This window comes from Streptomyces sp. NBC_00690 (genome assembly GCF_036226685.1).
Lineage (GTDB): Bacteria > Actinomycetota > Actinomycetes > Streptomycetales > Streptomycetaceae > Streptomyces.
This window is the reverse complement of the sequence record NZ_CP109009.1, coordinates 187,258-206,745: the sequence shown is the minus strand read 5'-3', so window position 1 is coordinate 206,745 and position 19,488 is coordinate 187,258. Positions and strand designations below refer to the sequence as shown.

The 19,488-nt window shown below is 68.0% G+C and carries 19 protein-coding genes and 1 pseudogene; 11 read left to right on the top strand and 9 right to left on the bottom strand.

Annotation, left to right across the window (positions count from 1 at the left end; genetic code table 11):
• Nucleotides 1–525 precede the first annotated feature (525 nt).
• Complete coding sequence (locus tag OID54_RS01015; RefSeq protein WP_329012447.1) at nt 526–825, top strand: hypothetical protein; 300 nt, start codon at nt 526–528, stop codon at nt 823–825.
• Nucleotides 826–1,432: 607 nt separating this feature from the next.
• Here OID54_RS01015 and OID54_RS01010 read toward each other — a convergent pair.
• The 3 genes from OID54_RS01010 to OID54_RS01000 form a co-directional block, all read right to left on the bottom strand.
• A complete protein-coding gene (locus OID54_RS01010; protein ID WP_443055744.1) occupies nt 1,433–2,932 on the bottom strand; it encodes a caspase, EACC1-associated type in 1,500 nt (499 codons plus the stop codon).
• Nucleotides 2,933–2,951: 19 nt separating this feature from the next.
• Nucleotides 2,952–3,389: an effector-associated constant component EACC1 gene (locus tag OID54_RS01005; protein WP_329012444.1), complete on the bottom strand. Its 438-nt coding sequence runs from the start codon at nt 3,387–3,389 to the stop codon at nt 2,952–2,954.
• A 586-nt stretch (nt 3,390–3,975) separates the two neighbouring features.
• On the bottom strand, nt 3,976–4,665 hold the full coding sequence (locus OID54_RS01000) for a nitroreductase (RefSeq protein ID WP_329012441.1): 690 nt from the start codon (nt 4,663–4,665) through the stop codon (nt 3,976–3,978).
• 101 nt (nt 4,666–4,766) lie between these two features.
• Here OID54_RS01000 and OID54_RS00995 point away from each other — a divergent pair, with 101 nt between their 5' ends.
• The 3 genes from OID54_RS00995 (at nt 4,767) to OID54_RS00985 (ending at nt 6,780) form a co-directional block, all read left to right on the top strand.
• On the top strand, nt 4,767–5,402 hold the full coding sequence (locus OID54_RS00995; RefSeq protein ID WP_329012438.1) for a TetR/AcrR family transcriptional regulator: 636 nt from the start codon (nt 4,767–4,769) through the stop codon (nt 5,400–5,402).
• A gap of 541 nt (nt 5,403–5,943) precedes the next feature.
• Nucleotides 5,944–6,549: a dihydrofolate reductase family protein gene (locus tag OID54_RS00990; protein ID WP_329012435.1), complete on the top strand. Its 606-nt coding sequence runs from the start codon at nt 5,944–5,946 to the stop codon at nt 6,547–6,549.
• A 51-nt stretch (nt 6,550–6,600) separates the two neighbouring features.
• Entirely contained in the window at nt 6,601–6,780 is a 180-nt protein-coding gene (locus tag OID54_RS00985; protein ID WP_329012432.1) for a hypothetical protein, read from the top strand.
• Nucleotides 6,781–6,833: 53 nt separating this feature from the next.
• On the opposite strand, the gene OID54_RS00980 is transcribed toward OID54_RS00985, so the two are convergent.
• On the bottom strand, nt 6,834–7,748 hold the full coding sequence (locus OID54_RS00980) for a transposase family protein (RefSeq protein ID WP_329027195.1): 915 nt from the start codon (nt 7,746–7,748) through the stop codon (nt 6,834–6,836).
• Nucleotides 7,749–8,042: 294 nt separating this feature from the next.
• The gene (locus OID54_RS00975; RefSeq protein WP_329012430.1) at nt 8,043–9,032 is read right to left on the bottom strand and encodes an alpha/beta fold hydrolase; all 990 of its coding nucleotides are present in this window, start codon (nt 9,030–9,032) and stop codon (nt 8,043–8,045) included.
• 141 nt (nt 9,033–9,173) lie between these two features.
• On the opposite strand from OID54_RS00975, the gene OID54_RS00970 reads away from it, so the two are divergent.
• Nucleotides 9,174–9,827: a helix-turn-helix domain-containing protein gene (locus tag OID54_RS00970; protein WP_329012427.1), complete on the top strand. Its 654-nt coding sequence runs from the start codon at nt 9,174–9,176 to the stop codon at nt 9,825–9,827.
• Nucleotides 9,828–10,232: 405 nt separating this feature from the next.
• On the opposite strand, the gene OID54_RS00965 is transcribed toward OID54_RS00970, so the two are convergent.
• Nucleotides 10,233–10,928, bottom strand: a complete 696-nt coding sequence (locus OID54_RS00965; protein ID WP_329012424.1) for a cation diffusion facilitator family transporter — start codon at nt 10,926–10,928, stop codon at nt 10,233–10,235.
• A 10-nt stretch (nt 10,929–10,938) separates the two neighbouring features.
• A complete protein-coding gene (locus OID54_RS00960; RefSeq protein ID WP_329012421.1) occupies nt 10,939–11,274 on the bottom strand; it encodes an ArsR/SmtB family transcription factor in 336 nt (111 codons plus the stop codon).
• A gap of 405 nt (nt 11,275–11,679) precedes the next feature.
• Between OID54_RS00960 and OID54_RS00955 the strand changes: the two genes are divergently transcribed.
• Together OID54_RS00955 and OID54_RS00950 are read left to right on the top strand one after the other, a co-directional pair.
• Nucleotides 11,680–12,699, top strand: a complete 1,020-nt coding sequence (locus tag OID54_RS00955) for an MDR family NADP-dependent oxidoreductase (protein ID WP_329012418.1) — start codon at nt 11,680–11,682, stop codon at nt 12,697–12,699.
• A gap of 20 nt (nt 12,700–12,719) precedes the next feature.
• Nucleotides 12,720–13,154: a MerR family transcriptional regulator gene (locus tag OID54_RS00950; protein ID WP_329012416.1), complete on the top strand. Its 435-nt coding sequence runs from the start codon at nt 12,720–12,722 to the stop codon at nt 13,152–13,154.
• Between the two features lie 650 nt (nt 13,155–13,804).
• Here OID54_RS00950 and OID54_RS00945 read toward each other — a convergent pair.
• Nucleotides 13,805–14,332 (bottom strand): DapH/DapD/GlmU-related protein, encoded by a 528-nt coding sequence (locus OID54_RS00945; protein WP_329027194.1) that lies wholly within the window; start codon nt 14,330–14,332, stop codon nt 13,805–13,807.
• 114 nt (nt 14,333–14,446) lie between these two features.
• Here OID54_RS00945 and OID54_RS00940 point away from each other — a divergent pair, with 114 nt between their 5' ends.
• From OID54_RS00940 to OID54_RS00930, 3 genes are all read left to right on the top strand, one after another.
• Nucleotides 14,447–15,376 (top strand): LysR family transcriptional regulator, encoded by a 930-nt coding sequence (locus tag OID54_RS00940; protein ID WP_329012412.1) that lies wholly within the window; start codon nt 14,447–14,449, stop codon nt 15,374–15,376.
• A 763-nt stretch (nt 15,377–16,139) separates the two neighbouring features.
• A complete protein-coding gene (locus OID54_RS00935) occupies nt 16,140–16,487 on the top strand; it encodes a hypothetical protein (RefSeq protein WP_329012410.1) in 348 nt (115 codons plus the stop codon).
• A 346-nt stretch (nt 16,488–16,833) separates the two neighbouring features.
• Nucleotides 16,834–17,067 carry a hypothetical protein gene (locus OID54_RS00930; protein ID WP_329012407.1) on the top strand — a complete coding sequence of 78 codons (234 nt, stop codon included), beginning with the start codon at nt 16,834–16,836 and terminating at the stop codon, nt 17,065–17,067.
• A gap of 224 nt (nt 17,068–17,291) precedes the next feature.
• Here the strand turns inward: OID54_RS00930 and OID54_RS00925 are convergent.
• Nucleotides 17,292–18,732, bottom strand: a pseudogene (locus OID54_RS00925) (amidase).
• Between the two features lie 90 nt (nt 18,733–18,822).
• On the opposite strand from OID54_RS00925, the gene OID54_RS00920 reads away from it, so the two are divergent.
• Complete coding sequence (locus OID54_RS00920) at nt 18,823–19,458, top strand: TetR/AcrR family transcriptional regulator (protein WP_329012405.1); 636 nt, start codon at nt 18,823–18,825, stop codon at nt 19,456–19,458.
• The last annotated feature ends 30 nt before the right edge of the window (nt 19,459–19,488 follow it).

Sequence of the window (19,488 nt, the reverse complement as noted above, 5' to 3'; positions counted from 1 at the left end):
GCGCCACACATCAGCGCATACCCGGCCATCGGCAGACGTGTCCGATTTCTGCGGCACCCCGTACCCTTCCGCCAGGCGGTCCACCTGCGGCAGGAATCAAGGGCGCCGCCCCGTCACAACCCGCGCACGCCCCCACCCCGCTTTGGCGTGAACCCTGGACCGCAACGCTGCTTCTCCCGCCCGGTCCGGTGCACCTGCCAGCCACGACCGCAGGGTCTCGGTGTGCGGTGTCGACACCGCACACCGAGACCCGGCACCGGACCGTGGGAGGGCAGAGGTGTCAGCAGAACGCTGGCCGGATTGATGCTCTGGGGCAGCACCCGGGCGGGGTGTCTCTACGGTGTGGTGGGAACGTTCTATGGTCGGCCCGGGCGGGACCGGCGACTGTCCCGGCCCTCAGGCGGGACCGCACGGAGGCGGATGGGGAGACTACGCGGCGCAGTTCAAGGACCTTGAGGAGTCGCCCGAGGCGCGGACGGTGGGCTCTACCTCGCCTTGGCGTCCCGGCTCACGCTGGTGTGGGACATGCCGCGCTCGTCCACGGCACCCGGCACCGCCCCGATCATCTACACCCGCAACAACGGCGCGAACCAGCGGTGGTGCTTCGAGGTCGGCCACCAGGGCACCAAGTACACGTTCCTCCGCATCCTCAACGTCCACAGCGGCCCGGTCCCCGTCGTCCAGCCGGACCGCACGATCACCCAGCAGCCCCATGTGGCCCTCCGAGGGCCAGATGGACGTCGGCAGCAGGCGGGGCGTCTGCAGGTGTGGGCTATGGACTTCCGCGGATTCGCCGGCAGCACCTTCGACCGCTTTCTCTGGTGAGGGGCGAACAGGAACGGGTGCCTTGGCACCGGCCCTTACAGAGAAGCAGGGGGAGGCGGTCGTGTGATGCTCACCGCTCCACCGCTCCACCTCGTCCGGCTCAGCCGCCGGTGAATGCGGTGACAAGCGGTCCGAGGTAGTCGATCAGGTGGACGAGATCGTCGACCCAGTTCATGACTGTCCTACCTTCCGTCTCCGGGGTATGGGACGGACAGTATTCTCATCACCCCGGTGCGGCAGGTCCGGTGCGCGGTTCAAACCACCCGCACGGGCGAACCCGAGTGTGACGGAGACCGGTTCTGCCGCGAGAGGCCCGGAACCGGTTGGGTCGGGAGGACGGTGAACTCTGCCTTGCCCCCGAGGGGCTCTACAGCTTCCGGGGCTCGCGCACTCCGGCAGAGGCAAGCACCCACGGCACGACCGCAGTTCCGCCTGATCCGGCTGTCACCCAGGGAGGCTTGCGTCGGTCCACCGACGGCCGCCCCAGCACGGCGACCGGCAACAACGGTTCCAGCACAGCCCATTGGCCGTCAGAGTGATCCCCTCGCTTCACATCGAGATCATCACGATGCGGGACGAGGAACAGAACCGACTTTCAAAACACGCTTTAGATGACGCCGAGGCGGTCGGCGATCCAGTGCCAGGGCTGGTTGATATCCACGACCCACGAGAGCTGGCGATGGCTCAAGTCGACCCAGTGCCAGCGCTGGTTCAGGACGGGGAACCACGGCACGGCCAGCCCCGCCGCTAGCGCTGCAAACCCTGCGTTGATGGACTGATCGCCGCGCCAGGAATAGGGGTGCCATTCCGTAGATATTTTCAAGATGGCAAAGGCTGCGGCCAGGGTGAGCAGGCCCAGGGTCGTGTAGACGATCAGGTTCCGGATGCCTGCTCCGGGTGAGGCTTGGACACCGGCGGTGATTGTCGCGGGAACGGTGTAGGCGAGTACGGGCCAGAACATCACCCAGAAGTAGAACCAGAGGTTGCCCGCCGCTGAGAGGATATTGAAGACACCGACGAAGATGAGGTACAGAGGACCTCCGATGAGGTACACGGCACCCTTGATGAGGGGGTGCGGGCTGCTGTCGGCTGGCCCGGAGGCATGCTCGGCTTCGGTGTACTGGACCTGTGACAGGGGTGCGTCATGAGTGTCGCCACTGGCGGCGTCACCGGTATGGGGTGGATCGGCGGGGATGGACGCTACACCGTTCCATGTTGGTGGTGTGTGTTCCTCGACTGGCCAGGGGAGCGGGCTCGGCACTGATTCTCCTGGGTGATTCCAGGAGGGTTGAAGGATCGGTGGGGCAGTTTGAGGACTGGTGGCCTCCGATACCTGGATCGGGCCTGCCCAGAGTGTGTTGGCGCGGTTACGGAACCAGATACGTTGGGCGACGCTGTTCTGGGCGAACTGCTGGGGAGCCGGGCTGCCACGCTCATCCAGCCGCGAGCGTACCCGTCGCCACACGTGCTCAACGTTCAGTGTGGGTCCAGCGTTGGAAATGCCGTGCTCCAGGACATCGATCAGCTCGCCGGTGAACTCTGGATAGTCGGCCCCCAACGGAACGAACGAGCGGTGGGTGGGCGGTGCGGACGTCAACACCAAGTCTCCGGCATCCTCCCAGTCGCCGATCTCCGGGAATCGCTCCTCGCCCAGGGCACGCCCGAGTTCGGCCCGACTCAGAACCCCATGAGCGTTCATGGCACCGGCCAGGCCGCTGTAACAGCAGTCCAGAACAGTCAGCCGGTAGCGAGCCCGGTAACCGGTCTGCCGCAGCACATTGCGCAGATCCCGGTACTTCAGGCATCCGATCTCGGGGTAGTCGGCATCAGCACCCGATAAGGCCAGGTACAGAACCTCATTGCGATCACGGAGACCATGACCAGCGAAGTACACCACCATCGTGTCCGTCGCCGCCTTACCCGCGTCACGGACAGCGCCCAGGATCACGGCCTGAGATGCGTCGGCGCCCAAGACTGTGACGTGCTCAGCGGGCAGACCCCACACCTCCGGGTCGCAGAACAGAGTGGCCAACCGCCCTGCGGCAGCCGCCGCCGCGGGCAGCGGTGCCAGGTCCGGATGACTGTAGGCATCCACTCCCACCAACACTGCCCGGCTCGCAACGGGATCAGGAACCAGCACCCGGGCCTCCCTCAGGGGCGGCGCCCCCCTCAGGACACGACGGCGAGGCGCTGGCACCCGCCGGCGCGGCCAGCAGACGGGCAATAGCAGCCGCGTCCTCGTCGGAACCCACCTCGACCACGATGCGGGAGCCGCCCTGTTCAACAACCAACCGCACCGACTGCCGCATCCGGGGCGGTTGGGAGGCACGGAAGCTTCGGTGCGCGTACACCAGAGCGGCAGCAGAGAACCCGGACGTCAGCACCAGGTTGAGCCACTCGACTAACCCTCCGGACATTCCGCCGTCGTCGGCTCTCGGGCGCATACGCTGGATCTCCACATACGGACCCACATTGCGGTCCTGAGCGAGCCACCGCGCGAATTCCTCCGTCAACGCGCCCGTGCCCTGCCCGTCATTGTTCGTGCTGTCGATCCGGATGCGCACATCTACCCCCGAGGCCCCTTTTGTGCGGACTGCTCCAACCCTACTGGCGACCCCTACCCCCTCACGCAAGCTATTCCGAAACTGAAGAACGAGGGGCCTACGGAACCGCCGTCGATCACTACGAGTTCCCCATCCATGCTGCGGTATCGAGGTCGCTCTGAGCCGCAAGGCTGCAGACAGATGAGAGGCGCCTCCCGCGGCAGCTCGCCCGCTACTGGAGGACGTTTCGTCAGAAGGCGCCCCGCGATTCTTCTCGAATCCCTGTGGTCCGTCCCATGCTCGCGAATCGTCTGTCCGTGGCGGCGCGAGGCGGGCGGCCCTGGTGGTGAGTGGATTCCTGATGTTCTCGGTGTGCGTCCACGTGGGCTGGGATGACACCGGCGAGGGAGGCACCGCTCCCCGAGGGAGGTAGACACCAACGGTGACCAGGGCACTCGACCAGCGCGGTAGACCTCCGTGCCCTGGATCACGGACGGCGTGGGCATCACAGCCTGCTGTGCCATCGCGGCCGGTTGCCCAAGCTGCTGCGGCAGCCCCCCGGCAGGGGGGCTGCCGCAGCCAGGAGTAGTGGGCACGCGCGAATCGACTAGCTGTGGAAAGTCGTGATTGCTTCGAGCGCAGCCCTTTCGGTCCTGATGTGGTTGACGGGTGCCGTTCCGTCGGCGTAGCCGAAGGAGATGCCCACGAGTAGTTGTCCTTCGCTGACTGCGAGTTCGGCGCGGACTGTGTCGGCATAGAAGCTCAGCAGCCCCTGGGGACAACTCGCCACGCCGTAGGCGGTCATTGCCAGGAGCAGGGTCTGCATGTAGGCACCGACGTCAGCGGCCAGCCGGGCCCCGCCGTCCCCGGTGACGAACAGGAACGCGGCGTGTGGCGCGCCGTAGAAGCGCAGGCTTTCCGCGTTGTAGGCCGCCCGCGCCTCGTGATTGTCGGCTGCGATGCCCAGCGCTCCGTACAGCTGGGTACCGAACGCCGCCCGGCGTGCCTGGAGGGCCTGTGAGTACAGGTCGTCGGGGTACGGGAAATCGACCGAGACGCGCTTCTCGGCGTGGGCCACCTGCAAGGCGTTGGCCAGGCGTTCGCGAGTGGCGCCGCTCACCACCTCCACCCGCCAGGGCTGTGCGTTGGAGTTGGACGGCGCGGCGCCGGCCAGCGAGAAGATCGCACGAATCGTGTCCTCGGGGAGGGCTTCCGGGCGGAACGCGCGGGTCGAGTGACGGCCACGTATCAGCTTCTCCGCACAGTCACTCAGTTCGGTGGGGGCCAACAGGCTCACGAAAGACTCCTCGACAGCGCTCGATGTAAACGCAGCCGTTTACATTGCGTGAACCTAGCAGGCGTCACCTCTCGAAGTAAACGCTTCCGTATACTTGATGCATGAGTGCGACGACTACGGAATCCGCGAGGGGGCGGGGGCGGGGCGGACGGGAGCGCATCCTGGCCGCCGCCGCCGAGCTGTTCGCGACCCACGGCATCAACGCGACCGGAATGGAGCAGGTCGCGGAGGCGGCACCCGTGTCTAAACGCACGCTCTACGCGCATTTCCGGACCAAGAGTGACCTGGTGATCGCCCACCTCCAGGACCTCACCGCGTCGGGTGCCACTTTGGAAGACGTGCTGAACCGCGAGGACATCCCCCCGCTGGAGCGGATCCTCGGGCTGTTCGACCCCGTGCCGGATGCAACACCGGTACGAGGATGCCCATTCATCGACGCCGCAGCGGAGTTCCCCGACCCCGAGAGCGCGGTCCACTCCTACGCCCGCGAACAGAAACTGCAGATGGTACGGCTGGTCACCGCGCTGGTGACGGAACTGGGCTGCTACGAACCCGCCGCGCTCGCCGAACAACTGGTCACCCTCGCGGACGGGGCGGCCAGTCGCGCCATGGTGCTCGGCGAAGCGGACTACGGCCGACACGCACGGACGGCAGCAAAGACCCTGCTCGCGCACGCCCTGCCGAGCACAGCCCGACGCGGAGGAGCCGACAAGGCCGGCGGCGACGTGGACTTCTGAGTGCGAGACGGTTCCGCCCTGGGCCCGCGCGCCTTCGATCCAGCCGGTGTCGACGTGCTTCTCTTGCCCGAAGATGAGGCGGTGCCGGCCCTGGCGAAAATGCTGGCTTCAGCGCTTCCGGTTGATCAAGTGGCACCCGCGATGTCGATCTTCTTGGCGAGTGGGTCACCTTGCTGAAAGGAGCTCTCGTAGAGCTGCGTAGTAGTTCACAGGGTCCGGGCGCAAGAGCCGGAACCAGGTGTTCGCCCGCCGCTGTCGCCACCGCCCCACCCGCGGCCCTGCATACGCGCTCGCTCGGTTCCGTGTACCTCTCGGGAAAGCGACTACGGACGCTGCATGCCTGCGATGCCCGGAACTGGTCCCAATCATGACTGGCAATTCACCGAAGCTTGCAAGAAGTCTGACCCGATGGTTCCAACATGCTCGCCCCAGCAGGTCAAAACTGCCAAGTCACCTCGCCGCACCGATTCCAACTACCGCGTCCCGGCTCAGTGGGTCGCGGCCGGTCTAAGTTCGTGACATTCAAGGAAGGGACACCGCTATGTCTGAGCTTCTCGTCGATTTCATCACTTCCCTCGACGGCTATGCGTCGGGGGAGGGGTGGCCCGGGTTCTGGGGCCTTGAGGGCCCGGAGTACCTTGCGTGGCTCGGCAAGCAGCCCGAGGCCACCTACCTGATGGGAGCGAACACCTATCGCCTGATGTCGGGCTTCGCCGCAGGCGAGGTTCCGAAGGGTCTGGATGAGTTCAGGCCCGAAGAAGAGGCGTCCGTCGACGAGCTCACGCAAGCGTCCAAGGTGGTGTTCTCCTCCTCACTAGAGGAGCCACTGACGTGGGCCAACTCCACGCTTGTCCGCGACGACGCCGTCGAGTCGGTCCGCGCCATGAAATCGAGTGGTTCGGGGCTCCTGAGCACGATCGGCAGCCTCAGCCTGTGCCGGTCCCTGCTGCGTGCCGGACTCGTCGACCGTTTCCGTGTCGTGATGTTCCCGGTGATCACTGGAGCCACGGGCGAAGAACGCATTTACGACGGCTATCCGGACGTTGCCCTGGAGATGATCGAGCACCGCACCTTCGACGGCCGCATCCAGTTGGTCGAGTACAAGCCCCGCGTGCTTGAGCATCCGCCGCTCGGTACCCCTGCGTGATATTTGCCCGCCGGCATCGGTTTGGACGGCTGTCCGACGATGCCGGCGTGCTTGGAACCCAACGAGTGGGGGCCGAACGGCCCACGCCTCGGTCTCTTCGTGCGCATCGTTGGTGTCAAGGATGCGATCGGCCTGGCCGAGACCACGGCGATGCCCCGTGATGCTGAACTGCGCCGGATCGGTACCCGCGTCAGTGGCGAGGTCCTCGGACATGCCGAGCACAATCACTAACGAGCTGGTGCGTGATTGCGTTTGAGACGTGGATGCCTGACCGGGGGTTTTTGTCAGTCGGTGGTGTTGCGGTCGGAGACGAGGCCGGCGATGGCCCGGTAGGTGGCGGGCAGATTCTCCCGGCGGTGGGTCCAGCGGACCAATTGCTTCCAGCGTTTGTGATCGGCGAGGGCGTGTTCGACGGTGATGCGCTTCGAGGAGTGCCGGTGCCGGGCTCGTAGGCGGGCTTCGAGGACCTCGGGAGGGCTGATCTTGTTTCCCTTCCTCGGCGGCGTCACCGCTTGGCCGGGATGGTCGCGGCGGAGTCCGAGGTAGCCGTCGTCCAGAAGGACTTCAACGTCGGAGAAGCGCTGGAAACAGGTACCGATGCCCTCGTTGCGTGCAGCGGTCGCGTCATGCATCCGCCCTGGTCGCAGGGCGTCGGTCCAGAGCGTGCGGCCCTCATGGTCGGCGACGACGGTGGCCTTCATCGTGTTCTGCTTCTTCTTCCCCGAGACGAAGGCACGGCGTCCGCCGCGGCCGGCCGGGGGCCGACGGACCTGGACTTCGGTGGCGTCCAGCCGCAGCTCGATGCCTTCGGCCTGGGCGTATGCGAACACATCCGCCAAGGTCCGTAGCCGCAGGCCGGGCCGGTCCGGGACCGCACATCCCCGCTCGGCCAGCAGCCCTCGCATCTCGCCGATCGCACGGGTGATGGTGGAGCGATCGACGCCGAACAGCAGCCCCAACGCCGCATGCGGCAAATCGTGCCGCAGATGAATCAGCGTGGCCACGAGCCGGTCGACGAACACCAGCCGATGCCGGACACCGGCTCCTGCTTCACGTCGCCTGGCCCCGCCGCGGGCTCTGTGACGACGCCCCTCGACCACCGCCTGCCAAGGGTCGGCCAACTCCTCAATCAGGTAAGCGAGATGCCCCCGAGAGACCCCTGTGAACACCTGATGCGCGAGAACCGTCCGACTGACCATGATCGCCACATCCGGATCATGCCACCCACCAGCAAGAACACCTCACGCGCAATCACGCACCAGCTCGTAAGTGAACCCTCAGCGGGCGGAGGCCGGCCGCGACTTGAAAGGTGACATCACCGTTGCAGAGCCCCTGTTGATGCCAAGTGGCGTTCCTCGCTGGTGACAGATGTCTTGCTGCGCAGCGTGAAACGCACAGGCTGAACCAGCCTTCGGGTGACCACCATCGTGCTTCGCCCATTCGTCCGTGCCGCACTCACCCGAACCGCCAAACTGCCCAGTAGCCAGCCTGGTTCAGCCCTGGAGGGTCGCGAGCCAGTCGGTCAGCAGGCGGTTGACCTCGTCGGGGCGCTCCTGCTGGATCCAGTGGCCACAGCCGTCCAAGAGGTGGGAGGCCGACAGGCCGGGGAGGGTGGTGGGGTAGGCGTCGATGGCGTCGGACATCCAGGTGGTGGAGGCGTCCAGGGCGCCGCCGATGAACAGGGACGGCTGTGTGATCGGGGCTCCGCGGTGCGGGGCGAGTTCTTCCCAGTCTCGGTCCATGTTGCGGTAGCGGTTGAGTGCGCCGGTAAACCCTGTGCGCTCGAACTCCCCGGCGTACACGTCGAGGTCGTCCTTGCTCAGCCAGGCCGGGAGGACCCCCATGGGGAAACGGTCGCGCAGCTGGCCGCTGGCGCGGGCAACGAAGTGCGGGTCGGGCTCGCCCTGGGCGGGCATCGTGTCGGCGGACAGAGCCGCGTAGAAGCCTGCGAGCCAGCCCCGGACGTCGGGCTCGATCTCCGCCTCGGCGCGGCCGGGCTGCTGGAAGTAGGAGACGTAGAACTCCTGCTCGGGGCCGCCGATCTGGCCGAAGATGTCGGTGGGGCGGGGGCCGCCGGGCGGCGCGTAGGGGACACTCAGCAGGGCGACGGCGCGGAAGACGTCGGGGTTGAGCAGGGCGGAGGCGGAAGCGATGTTGGAGCCCCAGTCGTGGCCAACGACCACCGCCTTCTCCTCGCCGAGGGCGCGCACGACGGCAACATTGTCCTCCACCAGGTCGACCATCCGGTAGGCGTCCACCGCCTCCGGCTTGGAGGAGCGGCCGTAGCCGCGCACGTCGATCGCCACCGCCCGGTGGCCGGCCGCGGCGAGGGCCGGCAGCTGGCGGCGCCAGGAGTACCAGGACTCGGGGAAGCCGTGCACAAGCAGGACCAGCGGGCCGGTGCCCTGCTCGACCAGGTGCAGGCGCCCGGCCGGGGCCTCGACGGTGCGGTGGCGGAGCTCGGCGGTCGGCTCGGGCTGCATGGGCTTCTCCTCGATTTGCGGGCGGACGCGACTACCCATCGATCATGCGGCGCGGCACCCGCCCGACGCGATCAGCCTTGCCATTCTGGCAAACTCGCAGCACAGAGCGGTGGAGCCGCACGGCAGGAAGGAGCGGTAAAGGTGGCAGTCGACGACGTGGACGGCACGCTGGACGCTATGGGGCCCCGGTTGCGGGCTGCGCGCGAGCACCACAGCGCGACGCTCGCCGGTGTCAGCTGCGCGACGGGCATCTCGGCCAGCACGCTGTCCCGGATCGAGACTGGCCGGCGCAAGCCCACCCTGGAGGTGCTGCTGCAACTGTCGAAAGAGTACGGCGTCTCCCTAGACGAACTGGCCGGCACCGCGCCCGCCCCCGCGGCCGAGCCGCGCGCTACGGTGCCGTTGAGCTTCGGGGATGACAAGGCGGTGCTGCCGTTGACCCGGTACGTCGGCGGCTTGCACGCCCACAAGCACGTCCTGCCCGCCGCCCTTGAGGACCCGCCCGCGCGGCCCCGTCAGGTCTCCCACGACGGCTACGAATGGCTCTGCGTCCTGTACGGGCGGCTGTGGCTCGCGCTCGGCGACCAAGACCTCGTCCTGACTGCCGGGGACGTTGCCGAGTTCGACACCCGCACCCCGCATGGGGTGGTGAACGGCGGCTCCGGCGGGCCTGTTGAGTACCTGATTATGTTCGGGCCCCAAGGCGAACGCCTACGGCTGCGCACCCCTTCGGCCGTTGGCCGCGGGAACCGCCAGCCGAATCGTGCCCAGGCCGGCCGCGAAGCGCAGCCGTAGGACCGGGAACCCGTTGGGACAAGACTGCGACCTGCCCACAGGTCCGCGGCCAAGGGCCGCCCAGATTCCTGGAACCCACGCGCTACCTCCGGGCAGGACGAAGCTCCTGGCGGTTGCCAACGGCTGATGGGTCGGACCTCGATCGGCTGCGGGGGAACAGCAGCCGGGCCGCGGCTTGTGGTTGAAGTCGGCATGGCGTGCTCGGGGGTTGGACTGCCTGGCCACCCGGACTTGCCGCCGTCGTTGTCGTGAGGTGATGGGTGGGGGTGGTTAGGCGAGGAGCCAGTCGAGTAAGGCGGTCACGAGGACAAGGGACCACCAGCCCCCTCAGAACCAGTCCTCGGTCCGACGGTGACCCGACTTGAAGGTCACGCCCCGGACGTCGCCGCAGTCCTCCGGCGCGCTTCAGGTGCAGCAGGTGCACCCGGGGCGGCAGTCGCACGCGTCTCCCGGCCCTGCGGTGAGGGCTACGGCAGGGGCCGCGCAGCAGCCCTTTCCCTGCCAGGCGTCGCGGCCTTCCTTCACGGCGATGACGGCGATCACCAGAGCGGCGATCGGATCGGCCCACGACCAGCCCAAGGTTGCGTTGAGGACCAGTCCGACCAGAAGGACCGCGGACAGATAGGTGCACAGCAGGGTCTGCTTGGAGTCCGCCACGGCCGAGGCGGAGCCGAGTTCGCGCCCTGCCCTGCGCTGGGCGGCGGACAGGAACGGCATGATCGCCAGGGAGAGGGCGGCGATGACGATGCCGGGGATGGAACGTCCAGCCTCGCCGGTGCCTGTCAGTGCGCGGACGGCGTCGATGCCGACGTATGCGGCGAGCACGAAGAAGGAGACGGCGATGATCCGCAGCGTCGTCTTCTCTCGGGCTGCGCGCAGCGTGTGGTCACGGTTGGAGAACTGCCAGGCGACCGCAGCGGCGGAGGAGACCTCGATGACGGAGTCCAGACCGAAGCCGATCAGCGCGGTGGAGGAGGCGATCGTCCCTGCGGTGATGGCGACGACGGCCTCGATGACGTTGTAGATGATCGTCGCGGCGACGAGTAGCCGTATGCGCCTGGCGAGCACGTCACGGCGGGCCGGGGGCGGATTGAGGGACATCGCGGTCACCTCAGCAGCAGCCCTTCGTCTCCGCGTCCGGGCAGGTCTTGTCCGACTCGACGGCGACCACGGCGGTGCGCAGGTCGTCTAGCGCGTGGCCGAGGCGTTCGTCGGCCAGCTCGTAGCGGGTGCGGCGGCCGTCGGGAACGGCGACGACCAGACCGCAATCGCGCAGGCACGCCAGGTGGTTTGACAATCGGGTGCGGGAGACGCCGATCGCGTCGGCGAGGTCGGCGGGGTAGGCGGGGGCGTCACGCAGCGCGAGCAGGACACGGCAGCGGATCGGATCGGCGAGAGCGCGGCCGAACCGGGCCAGCACCTCGATGTCACGGGTGAGAGTCAACACCCCGCGAGAGTACATGAATCTGTGAATTCAGAGAACCTTGAACCCTTTTTGATGACCGGTTGTGCCGACATGCTTCTGGGGCGGCCACGTCAACCGCTGACCTCGCTTGACCTCGCTTGACCTCGCTTGACCTCACAGGTCAGTTCTGGTCGGGTCTATTGGTCCCAACAGGACCAACCTGAGGGCGAGGAGCTGTCGGGCTGACTCGAAGCCTGTGCCCAATCTCGGGTCCTACCTCAACAGATCGGACCCGAATACCGAGGCGGCGAGCCGCTTCAGATCGCTGATGGGCGCACGACAGACCCGGTCTTGCACTTGACGCGGGCGTCAAGTCTTACCGTCGGAACGACCGATCGCCCACGGCCGCCGGGGACAGCTTCGCGCGGCCCCTGCCCAGGAGTAGCCATGCCCTCTTCCACCCCCGCCACCTACCGCGAGGTGCGTCTCGCCCGCCGCCCGCAGGGCGAGCTGACGCCCGATCACCTCCAGGTGGTGACCTTCCCGATACCCGACCCGGCGCCCGGACAGGTCCTCGTACGGAACACGCTGATGAGCGTCACCGCCGTGATGCGCACCCTGATGCGGGACGACGCCGATCTGCCCGTGACGGGCTACGCGCCCGACAGCCCATTGTGGGGACCGGCCCTCGGCGAGGTCGTCGCGGTCAACGGCTCCGACGCCGGGCTGGCTCCCGGGGACCTCGTCACCCACCGGCACGGCTGGCGTGAGTACGCGGTGGGTGACGCGGCCGAGTTCCAGCGCGTTGACCCCGCCGAGCTGCCCGACGCGGCGGCTCATCTGTCCCAGGGCTTCACCGCCTGGCTGGGCATCGTGCGTGGCGCGGAGGTGCGGGCCGGGGACACCGTCTTCGTCAGCGCGGCGGCGGGCGGCGTCGGCACGCTGGCCGGTCAGTTCGCCCGGCTGCGGGGAGCCGCTCGGGTGATCGGCAGCACCAGCTCCGAGCGCAAGGCACGTGTTCTGGTGGAGGAACTCGGCTATGACGCCGCCGTCATCCGCGGCGCGGGACCCATTGAAGAGCAACTGCGCGCAGCGGCCCCCGAAGGGCTCGACGCGGTCTTCGACAACGTCGGCGGGGAGCAGCTCTCGGCCGCGCTCGCGGTGGCACGCCGGGGTGCGCGCATCGCCCTCATCGGGGCGCTCGACGGGCAGCTCTCCGGAGGATTCCGCAGTGTGATCGAGGTGGACAGCGGCTCGCTCATCCTGCGCGGGATCACGGTGCGCGGTCTGTCCGGGAGCGATCACATGGACGCGCTCCCGGAGTGGACGAAGGAGTTCGGCCAGGGGCTGCGGGACGGAACGCTGACCTTCCCGCATGTCCGGGTGTCGGGAATCGGCCAGGCCCCCCGGGCGTTGTGCGAGCTGTTGGAGGGCCGTCACATCGGTGCGGTCCTGGTGGAACTCTGAACCTCATTCGGGGGCGAACCGTGCGTATCGGCGATGCCGCCGCGGCCGTCGGGCTCACACCGCGGGCGCTGCGCTACTACGAGGAGCGCGGCCTGTTCACGGCCCGCCGCTCACAGGTGGGCCACCGCGAGTACGGGTTGGAGGATCTCGAACGGCTCCGCGCCGTGCGGGAACTCCTGGACGCGGGGCTGACCATCCGGGACGTGGAGTCGCTGATCCCGGTGCTGGACGGCCGGCCTCCCGAGATGGGGGCGGCGATCGGCGACGACCGGGCCGGGGGCTGCCCGGTGGAGAATGTCACGCTGCGCCGACTGGACGGTCTCGACCAGGCCATCGAGCGGCTGACCGCGCTCCGCGGCCGACTCGCCCACGCCCTCGACCACCGCTTCGGCGACGGATTCCGCACCGCCGTCGCCCGACAGTCCCAGGAGACACCCGTGGACCGCGCGGCCTGACGTCCCCGATTGTCGACCCCGTCTGCGCCGGGCGCGGATGGGGTCGCCCGCAACGGCTGGTGATCCGGGTTTCGTGAGCGGCTTTCCGACGCCGTCACGGACAGGGGCGGACGCGCGACCGCCGCAGTCGGCACGGTCGGCTTCCCCAGGCTCATCGCGATTCGGTGGCGGAGTGGAGGGCCTGTCCGGCGGATTCCTCCGGACAGGCCCTCGGTCCCGGGGAGGGCTCAGCGTTTCCGCGTGCAGGTACGGAACGATCTCCTGCCATATCTTGGCCAGGTAGTCGTAGGCGAACGAAGTCCGCACCGCCCGACCCAGCCGGGCTTGGTGCCCGCTCCCGCAGCGAACTGGCGGCCTGTTTCCCCGCCCTCCCGCGGGGAGAGTGAACCGCCGGCCGGTGGGGGAGGGCACTGCGACGGAACGGCCCCCGTGTGCCACGCCAAACAGAATGAGTGCGGGCTGCCCACCCGCTTCGGAGTCGAAGCCACCATGCGTCGGTGATCGGCCCACGGCCTGCCACAACGACCGGCACTGGAGGGGGCAGCAAGGGTCGAATGCGGTCCCACTGCCGCCCGCTCGACCGGGCGTGACGAGGCATCAGGGTCAGATCGCAGTGGCGCTGCGCACCCGGGCCAGCGGCCCGGCCAGGCTCAGTCGATCGCCTTGATCACCCGGGCGGGCACTCCCGCGACCACGGCGCCGGCAGGAACATCACGAGTGACCACCGCACCGGCAGCGACCACTGCACCGGCGCCGATGGTCACCCCCTGCGTGATCACGGCAGCCGTCCCGATCCAGACGTCGTCCTCGATGGCGATCGGGGCGAAGGAGAGGTATTCGCGGCGCTCGGCCAGTGGCAGTGGATGGCCTCCGGTGATGAGGCTCACCTTCGGGGCGATCATGACGCCGTTCCCGATACTGATGCCTCCCTTGTCCATGAAGGTGCATCCCTGGTTGACGAAGACGTTCTCCCCGAACGTCGTGTTCAGCCCGCACTCGGTATAGAACGGTGGGTAGATCACCACCGACTCCGGCAGCGGGCCACCGAATACAACAGAAAGTAGTTCCGCGCGACCTTCGCTGTCGCCGAACGGAAGCACGTTCAGTCGAGATGTCGCATCGGTAACCTCCACGATCCGCTCCGCATGACGCGCGAACTCAGGCGTCCGGACATACATGATCTGCTCTGTACGGGTAGACATGAGCTGATCCCATCACCGCGCACAACACTCGATCAAACAACCCTGCAACGCACCAGACACAACCCCTGGTTGTGGAATTAGGGTGGAAGCGTGGATGTCGAAGCGCTGCGGACGTTCTTGACCATCGCCGATACCGGCCAGTTCCAGGCTGCGGCCGACGAGCTGGGGATCAGCCAGCAAGCGGTCTCCAAGCGGATCGCGGCCCTGGAGAGGCACATCGAGGTCACGCTCCTGATACGGACTTCCCGAGGCTCCCGGCTGAGCGTGGACGGGCAGGTCTTCCTGCCGCACGCCAAAAAGGTCCTGGCGACCATCGAGCAGGCCGAGCAGGCTGTGCGCCCCGGCAGCCGGCCCTTGCGTGTCGATGTCCTCAATCGGCGCATCGCTCCTGCCCAGGCCGTCCACCGGTTCTACCGCTCCCACCCCGAAACGGACCTGGACGTCGTCACGCTGAGCATGGAGAACGCCGCCCAGGCCGCCCAGGCGGTGCTCGAAGGGACTGTCGACGCGTCCTTCCGCGCCCTGCCGACAGACCAGGTCCCGGCCGGGATCAGCGCCGAACGACTCCTGGACACACCCCTGCAACTCCTGGTCGGCCCCCGCCACCCACTGGCCGACGCACCCCGGGTCAGTCCTGCGGACCTGGCCGGCCACCGCATCTGGATCCCCGGGATCAGGCCGGGCACGGAATGGGCGGCGTTCTACCAAGCGCTGTCCGAGGCATTCGGCCTGAGCATCGACGCACTCGGCCCCAACTTCGGCGACGAGGCCCTGATGGACGCGCTGGCCGACTCCGCCTCGCTGGCCACCCTCATCGGCAACGGAGACCGATACCTATGGCCCCAGACCCACGACCTACGACGCATCCCGTTGCACGACCCGACCCCGGTCTACCCGCACGTATTGCTGTTCCGCAGCGGAGACCAGCACCCCGTGCTGACCGCGCTACGCAACCATTTGCGCACCGCAGGCCCGCAAGCCCCGCACGACAGGTGGGCGCCGGACTGGGCAGACCGCTGACCAGAGGACTAGCTCGTGGGTGTCCACCGAAGGCGTCGGTGTGCGGGAGGAGAGCCCAGCAGCGGGATCGGCGGCCGGGCCGAATCTACCTCGACAGTCCCCACACCATGAGACTTTGGATAGCTGTTGACCTGCGGTGATGCACCGGCGGATCGGTGCAGAAGCACCTTCAGAACACGGTCATTGAGGCTCGCCCACCAGCGGCTTTGCCCTCGGGTCCTCATCAGCCCAAGAGGGTTCGCGACCAGCGCTGCGCGAGGCGCTGTCCAACGCCTTCCGCGTCCCCACCAACCCAAGAGGGTTCGCAACCGCGTACAGCGCGCGTCAGTTGGTCTCAGCTGTCGTCCTCATCAACCCTGGAGGGTTCCCAACCCCGTAGCCCTCCTCGACCAGTTCAGGACGCGGGCGACGTCGGTCTCCGAGTTGGTGGCGTCCGCGAGTGCGCGGTGATCTCCTGGGCTTCGTTCCTGAGGGCTGCGAGGTTGTCGGGGGTGTTCCGTACGGACACGAGGCACTCCACGAGGGGAGGGGACTGTTGGGAGCGTGGTCGCCGGCGGGAGATGGCCGGACGGACTGAGTCGATCACCTTCGCCGGCTGACCAGTTCTCGACGGACTGGGCCGTTGTCCTGTGATCCCTGATCGCCTACGACCACTGACCACATCGGAATAGCTTGTCCAGGCATCGGCCCCATGGGCTGGGGGCCGGTCCGTACCGGCCTGTGGTCCATGGCCGTCCCACACAGAAACCGAAGGTGATCCACGATGACGCAGTCGACCACCCACCCACGGCGCGCCCTCGGCACCGGATGGTCGCTGGCTCTGGCCGCGGACATGACCGTCACCGTGCTGGTGGCGGCCGTCCTGGGCGTGATCGGGCTGTTGCTGCCCGGGATCACCGAGGATCATGAGATGTCGGACGCCGAGCACTTCGCCGAGGCGGCGGTCTTCTACGGGTCCTCGGCGTTCCTTCTCGTGTCGCTTGGCGCGACACGGCTCTTGCTGCACCGGGAACGCCGACGCCGTCTCGCTCAATGGGTTTCCGCCGTACGGCTCGTTCTGCTGTCGGCCGCAGCGGCTTCCGTCGTGCTCTACGGAGCTGCCACCCACTGACCCCGACCGGGACCACCGGTCACCCGATGGCCGTGCCCGTCGCCTCACCGCGGCCAGCACGGCCCTCGGCCTCCCCATCCCCGCCAGTGGCGCGCGCTCTCGCCGGCCGCGGGATTGCGCAACAGCGCGGAAGCCCGCATGAGAAGGCCATGGGCCCCGCGCCCACGGGATTTGAGTTGCGGGGCGGCGGTCCGGAGTCAGCCGGGCAGGCTTCAGCGTCTTCTAGACCCGCGCCCTTCCTCACCGGTGGCCCCTGCTCGGTTCCGGGCGGGGCCACTAAGTTTTTGGAGGGGGTTGGTGTGCGGAGGGCTGTCCCATCCCGCCCGTGCGCTCATAGAGTGGCGCCGTGCTGGATGTCCTGGTGTCCCTGCTCCTGTTCGCCTTACTGGTCATGGTGCTTCTCGGTATCAGGCTGATGCGCGGCCCCGACCGGATGGCTTGGCCATGGCGGGTCCTCTATCTCGTCCTGCTCGCGGGGCTGTTGGTCGCGATCGTCACCTCGGCCCGAGCGAGCTACGCGGAGTGCGACACCCGACCGGAGAGGTGTGAGGGGACGCCGCCCGGGGAGCGGGGCTTTTGAGGGGCGCCTGATGGTGCGAGGGCTGGGATTCCGGCGCGTTGACCTGGATGAAGGGTGCCCGCTGTCCCCGGTAGGACGAACGAGATGAACCGGGGGACTGGTTCTCTCACCGGGGCCTAGGCCAGTTTCCGGTCCGGCGTGCAGGTTCCAGAACCGGGCTTCGCCGCAGCGGTGTTCCTCGGCTGGCGGGGCACGGGCTCGGTCTTGTCCTGTTGTAGCTCCGACTACCGCGCGGCAGCCGGGACTTCGGGGCGAGGGTCGATCGGTGTGAGCACGCCGAGGCGGTCCTCGATCTCCTGGGCAGCGGCTAGGCACAGGTCCTCCCGGAACGCGCGCCCGATGATCTGTACGCCGGACGGCAGTCCGTCGCTGACTCCGGTCGGCACGGCGACGGCGGGAACGCCCACAAAGCTGGTCACCGTGCACAGACGCATGCCCTGAGAGACCCGTTCCCGTCCCGCTTCATCGCGTGACTCCAGTCCCGGCTCGACGGGCGGCTCCGCGAACACCGGTCCGAGCAGCAGCGGGAACTCGTCGAGGAACTCCGCCCAGGAGCGGCGGATGCCGAGCCAGGTCCCCATCAGCTTCGTGAGCTCTGCGGTGTTCGCAGGCGGAGTCTTCTCCATGGCCATCTGGATGTATCGGTCTCCGCCTTCGCCGAGCAGTTTCCGCACCGCTGGCCAGGTCGGCGCGAATTCGGTCACGGTGATCCGGCCGTATGCCTCGATTGCCTCGTCCAGCCGCGGAACATCCGCGATCTCCCGCACGTCGTACCCGGCGTCGCGCAACGCGTCGGCCGCGGCCGTGACAGCCGCACGGACCGTGGCATGAACGCCGTGGCCTCCGGGATCGGCCACGACCGCGACCTTGACCGTTCCCGGCAGCGGCTCGCCGTAGAGGGGCACGGGTACGGCCCGCGGGTCCTGAGGGTCGGTCCCGGCCAGCGCCTCGTATGCCAGCTTCAGGTCGGCGACCGTACGGGCCAGGGGTCCGTCGGTGACCAGCATCTGTGAGGCTGGTCCCGGGTCTTCGGGGCGGGATGCGGTGGTCGGCGGGGAAGCGCCCGGTGGTCGGCTTCAGCCCCGTCACGCCGCAGAATGAGGCGGGGATTCGTACTGATCCACCGGAATCATTGCCGAGACCGAGCGCGGCCATGCCGGTGGCGACGGCCACTCCGTCACCGCCGCTGCTGCCGCCCGGGGTTCGGCTCCGGTCCCACGGGTTGACCGTGTCGCCGAACAACTCGCTGCGGGTGTGCATCCCGGCCAGGACCAGGGTGGGCATGTTGCTGTGGCCGATCGGTATGGCTCCCGCCGCGCGGAGCCGGGCCACAGGGGGTGCGTCGGCCGGAGCCACCAGGTCGCGGAAGCGTGCCGTTCCGAGCGTGGTCGGCACCCCTTCGACAGCGGTGGACTCCTTTACCGTAAACGGCACGCCGGCCAGCGGCCCGAGTGTTTCGCCCGCTGCTCGCCGTTGGTCCGTGTGTGCCGCGGCCTCGCGGGCTCGCTCGGCCATCAGCTGCGTGACCGCGTTGACCTGTGGGTTGACCTCCGCGACACGTTCCAGGTGGCTGTCGACCAGTTCGAGGGCCGATATCTCTCCGCCTCGGACCGCCTCCGCCTGGGCGGCGGCGGTCATTGCCCACAGGGCGTCCTGCCTGATCATCGTGTTTCCCATCCCCATGCCGAAGTGTTCGTGTCTGAACCCTAGCCCGGAAGCGATACGCTCGTATCGGAATAAGGAGGCTGACCGAGCATGCCCAAACAGGTGGACTACGAAAGCCGACGCCGCCGGATCGCCGAGGCCGTGTGCCTCCTTGCCGACGAACACGGGCCGGAGGGAGTGAGCATGCGCGACGTCGCCGCCCGCGCGCAGGTCTCTCTGGGCGCCGTTCAGCGCTGCTTCCGCAGCAAGGGGGAGATGCTTCTCTTCGCCGTCGACCACGTCGGCGACCGCATCACCGAACGTGTGAGGGCACGCCTGGCCGCAAGCCCGGCCCAGTCGGCCGCCACCGCCCTGGGCCACGCGACCAACGAGATTGCCCTGCTCCGCGAAGAACACCGCACCGAAGCACGGATCTGGCTCGCGTTCGTCGCTCAGGCCGCTGTCAGCAAGCCACTCGCCGGCCCGCTGAAAACCAGCTACGCGGCTCTCCAGAACCTCCTCGTCCGCCTCATCACGGAGGCCGCCGAGAGCGGATCGGCCGACGAAGGCGCGATGCCGCCCGACCCGCAGCGCGAGGCTTGCACTCTGCTCGCCCTCGCCGACGGCCTCACCACCCATGTACTCATAGGCCACTTGACCGCAGAGAAGGCCGAGGAACTCCTGCACGCGCATCTGGTCGGCCTCTGGGAACGCCTCGGCACCACCCGCCCCCGAAAGGCCGTCTGATACTCAGGGCACTCATCGCCATGCGCGTGC

What these genes read in the sequence shown, in the direction of transcription:
- OID54_RS01015 (WP_329012447.1), top strand. Translation starts at nt 526, where the DNA reads ATGCCGCGCTCGTCCACGGCACCCGGCACCGCCCCGATCATCTACACC.
- OID54_RS00995 (WP_329012438.1), top strand. Translation starts at nt 4,767, where the DNA reads ATGAGTGCGACGACTACGGAATCCGCGAGGGGGCGGGGGCGGGGCGGA.
- OID54_RS00990 (WP_329012435.1), top strand. Translation starts at nt 5,944, where the DNA reads ATGTCTGAGCTTCTCGTCGATTTCATCACTTCCCTCGACGGCTATGCG.
- OID54_RS00980 (WP_329027195.1), bottom strand. Translation starts at nt 7,748, where the DNA reads ATGGTCAGTCGGACGGTTCTCGCGCATCAGGTGTTCACAGGGGTCTCT.
- OID54_RS00975 (WP_329012430.1), bottom strand. Translation starts at nt 9,032, where the DNA reads ATGCAGCCCGAGCCGACCGCCGAGCTCCGCCACCGCACCGTCGAGGCC.
- OID54_RS00965 (WP_329012424.1), bottom strand. Translation starts at nt 10,928, where the DNA reads ATGTCCCTCAATCCGCCCCCGGCCCGCCGTGACGTGCTCGCCAGGCGC.
- OID54_RS00955 (WP_329012418.1), top strand. Translation starts at nt 11,680, where the DNA reads ATGCCCTCTTCCACCCCCGCCACCTACCGCGAGGTGCGTCTCGCCCGC.
- OID54_RS00945 (WP_329027194.1), bottom strand. Translation starts at nt 14,332, where the DNA reads ATGTATGTCCGGACGCCTGAGTTCGCGCGTCATGCGGAGCGGATCGTG.
- OID54_RS00935 (WP_329012410.1), top strand. Translation starts at nt 16,140, where the DNA reads ATGACGCAGTCGACCACCCACCCACGGCGCGCCCTCGGCACCGGATGG.
- OID54_RS00920 (WP_329012405.1), top strand. Translation starts at nt 18,823, where the DNA reads ATGCCCAAACAGGTGGACTACGAAAGCCGACGCCGCCGGATCGCCGAG.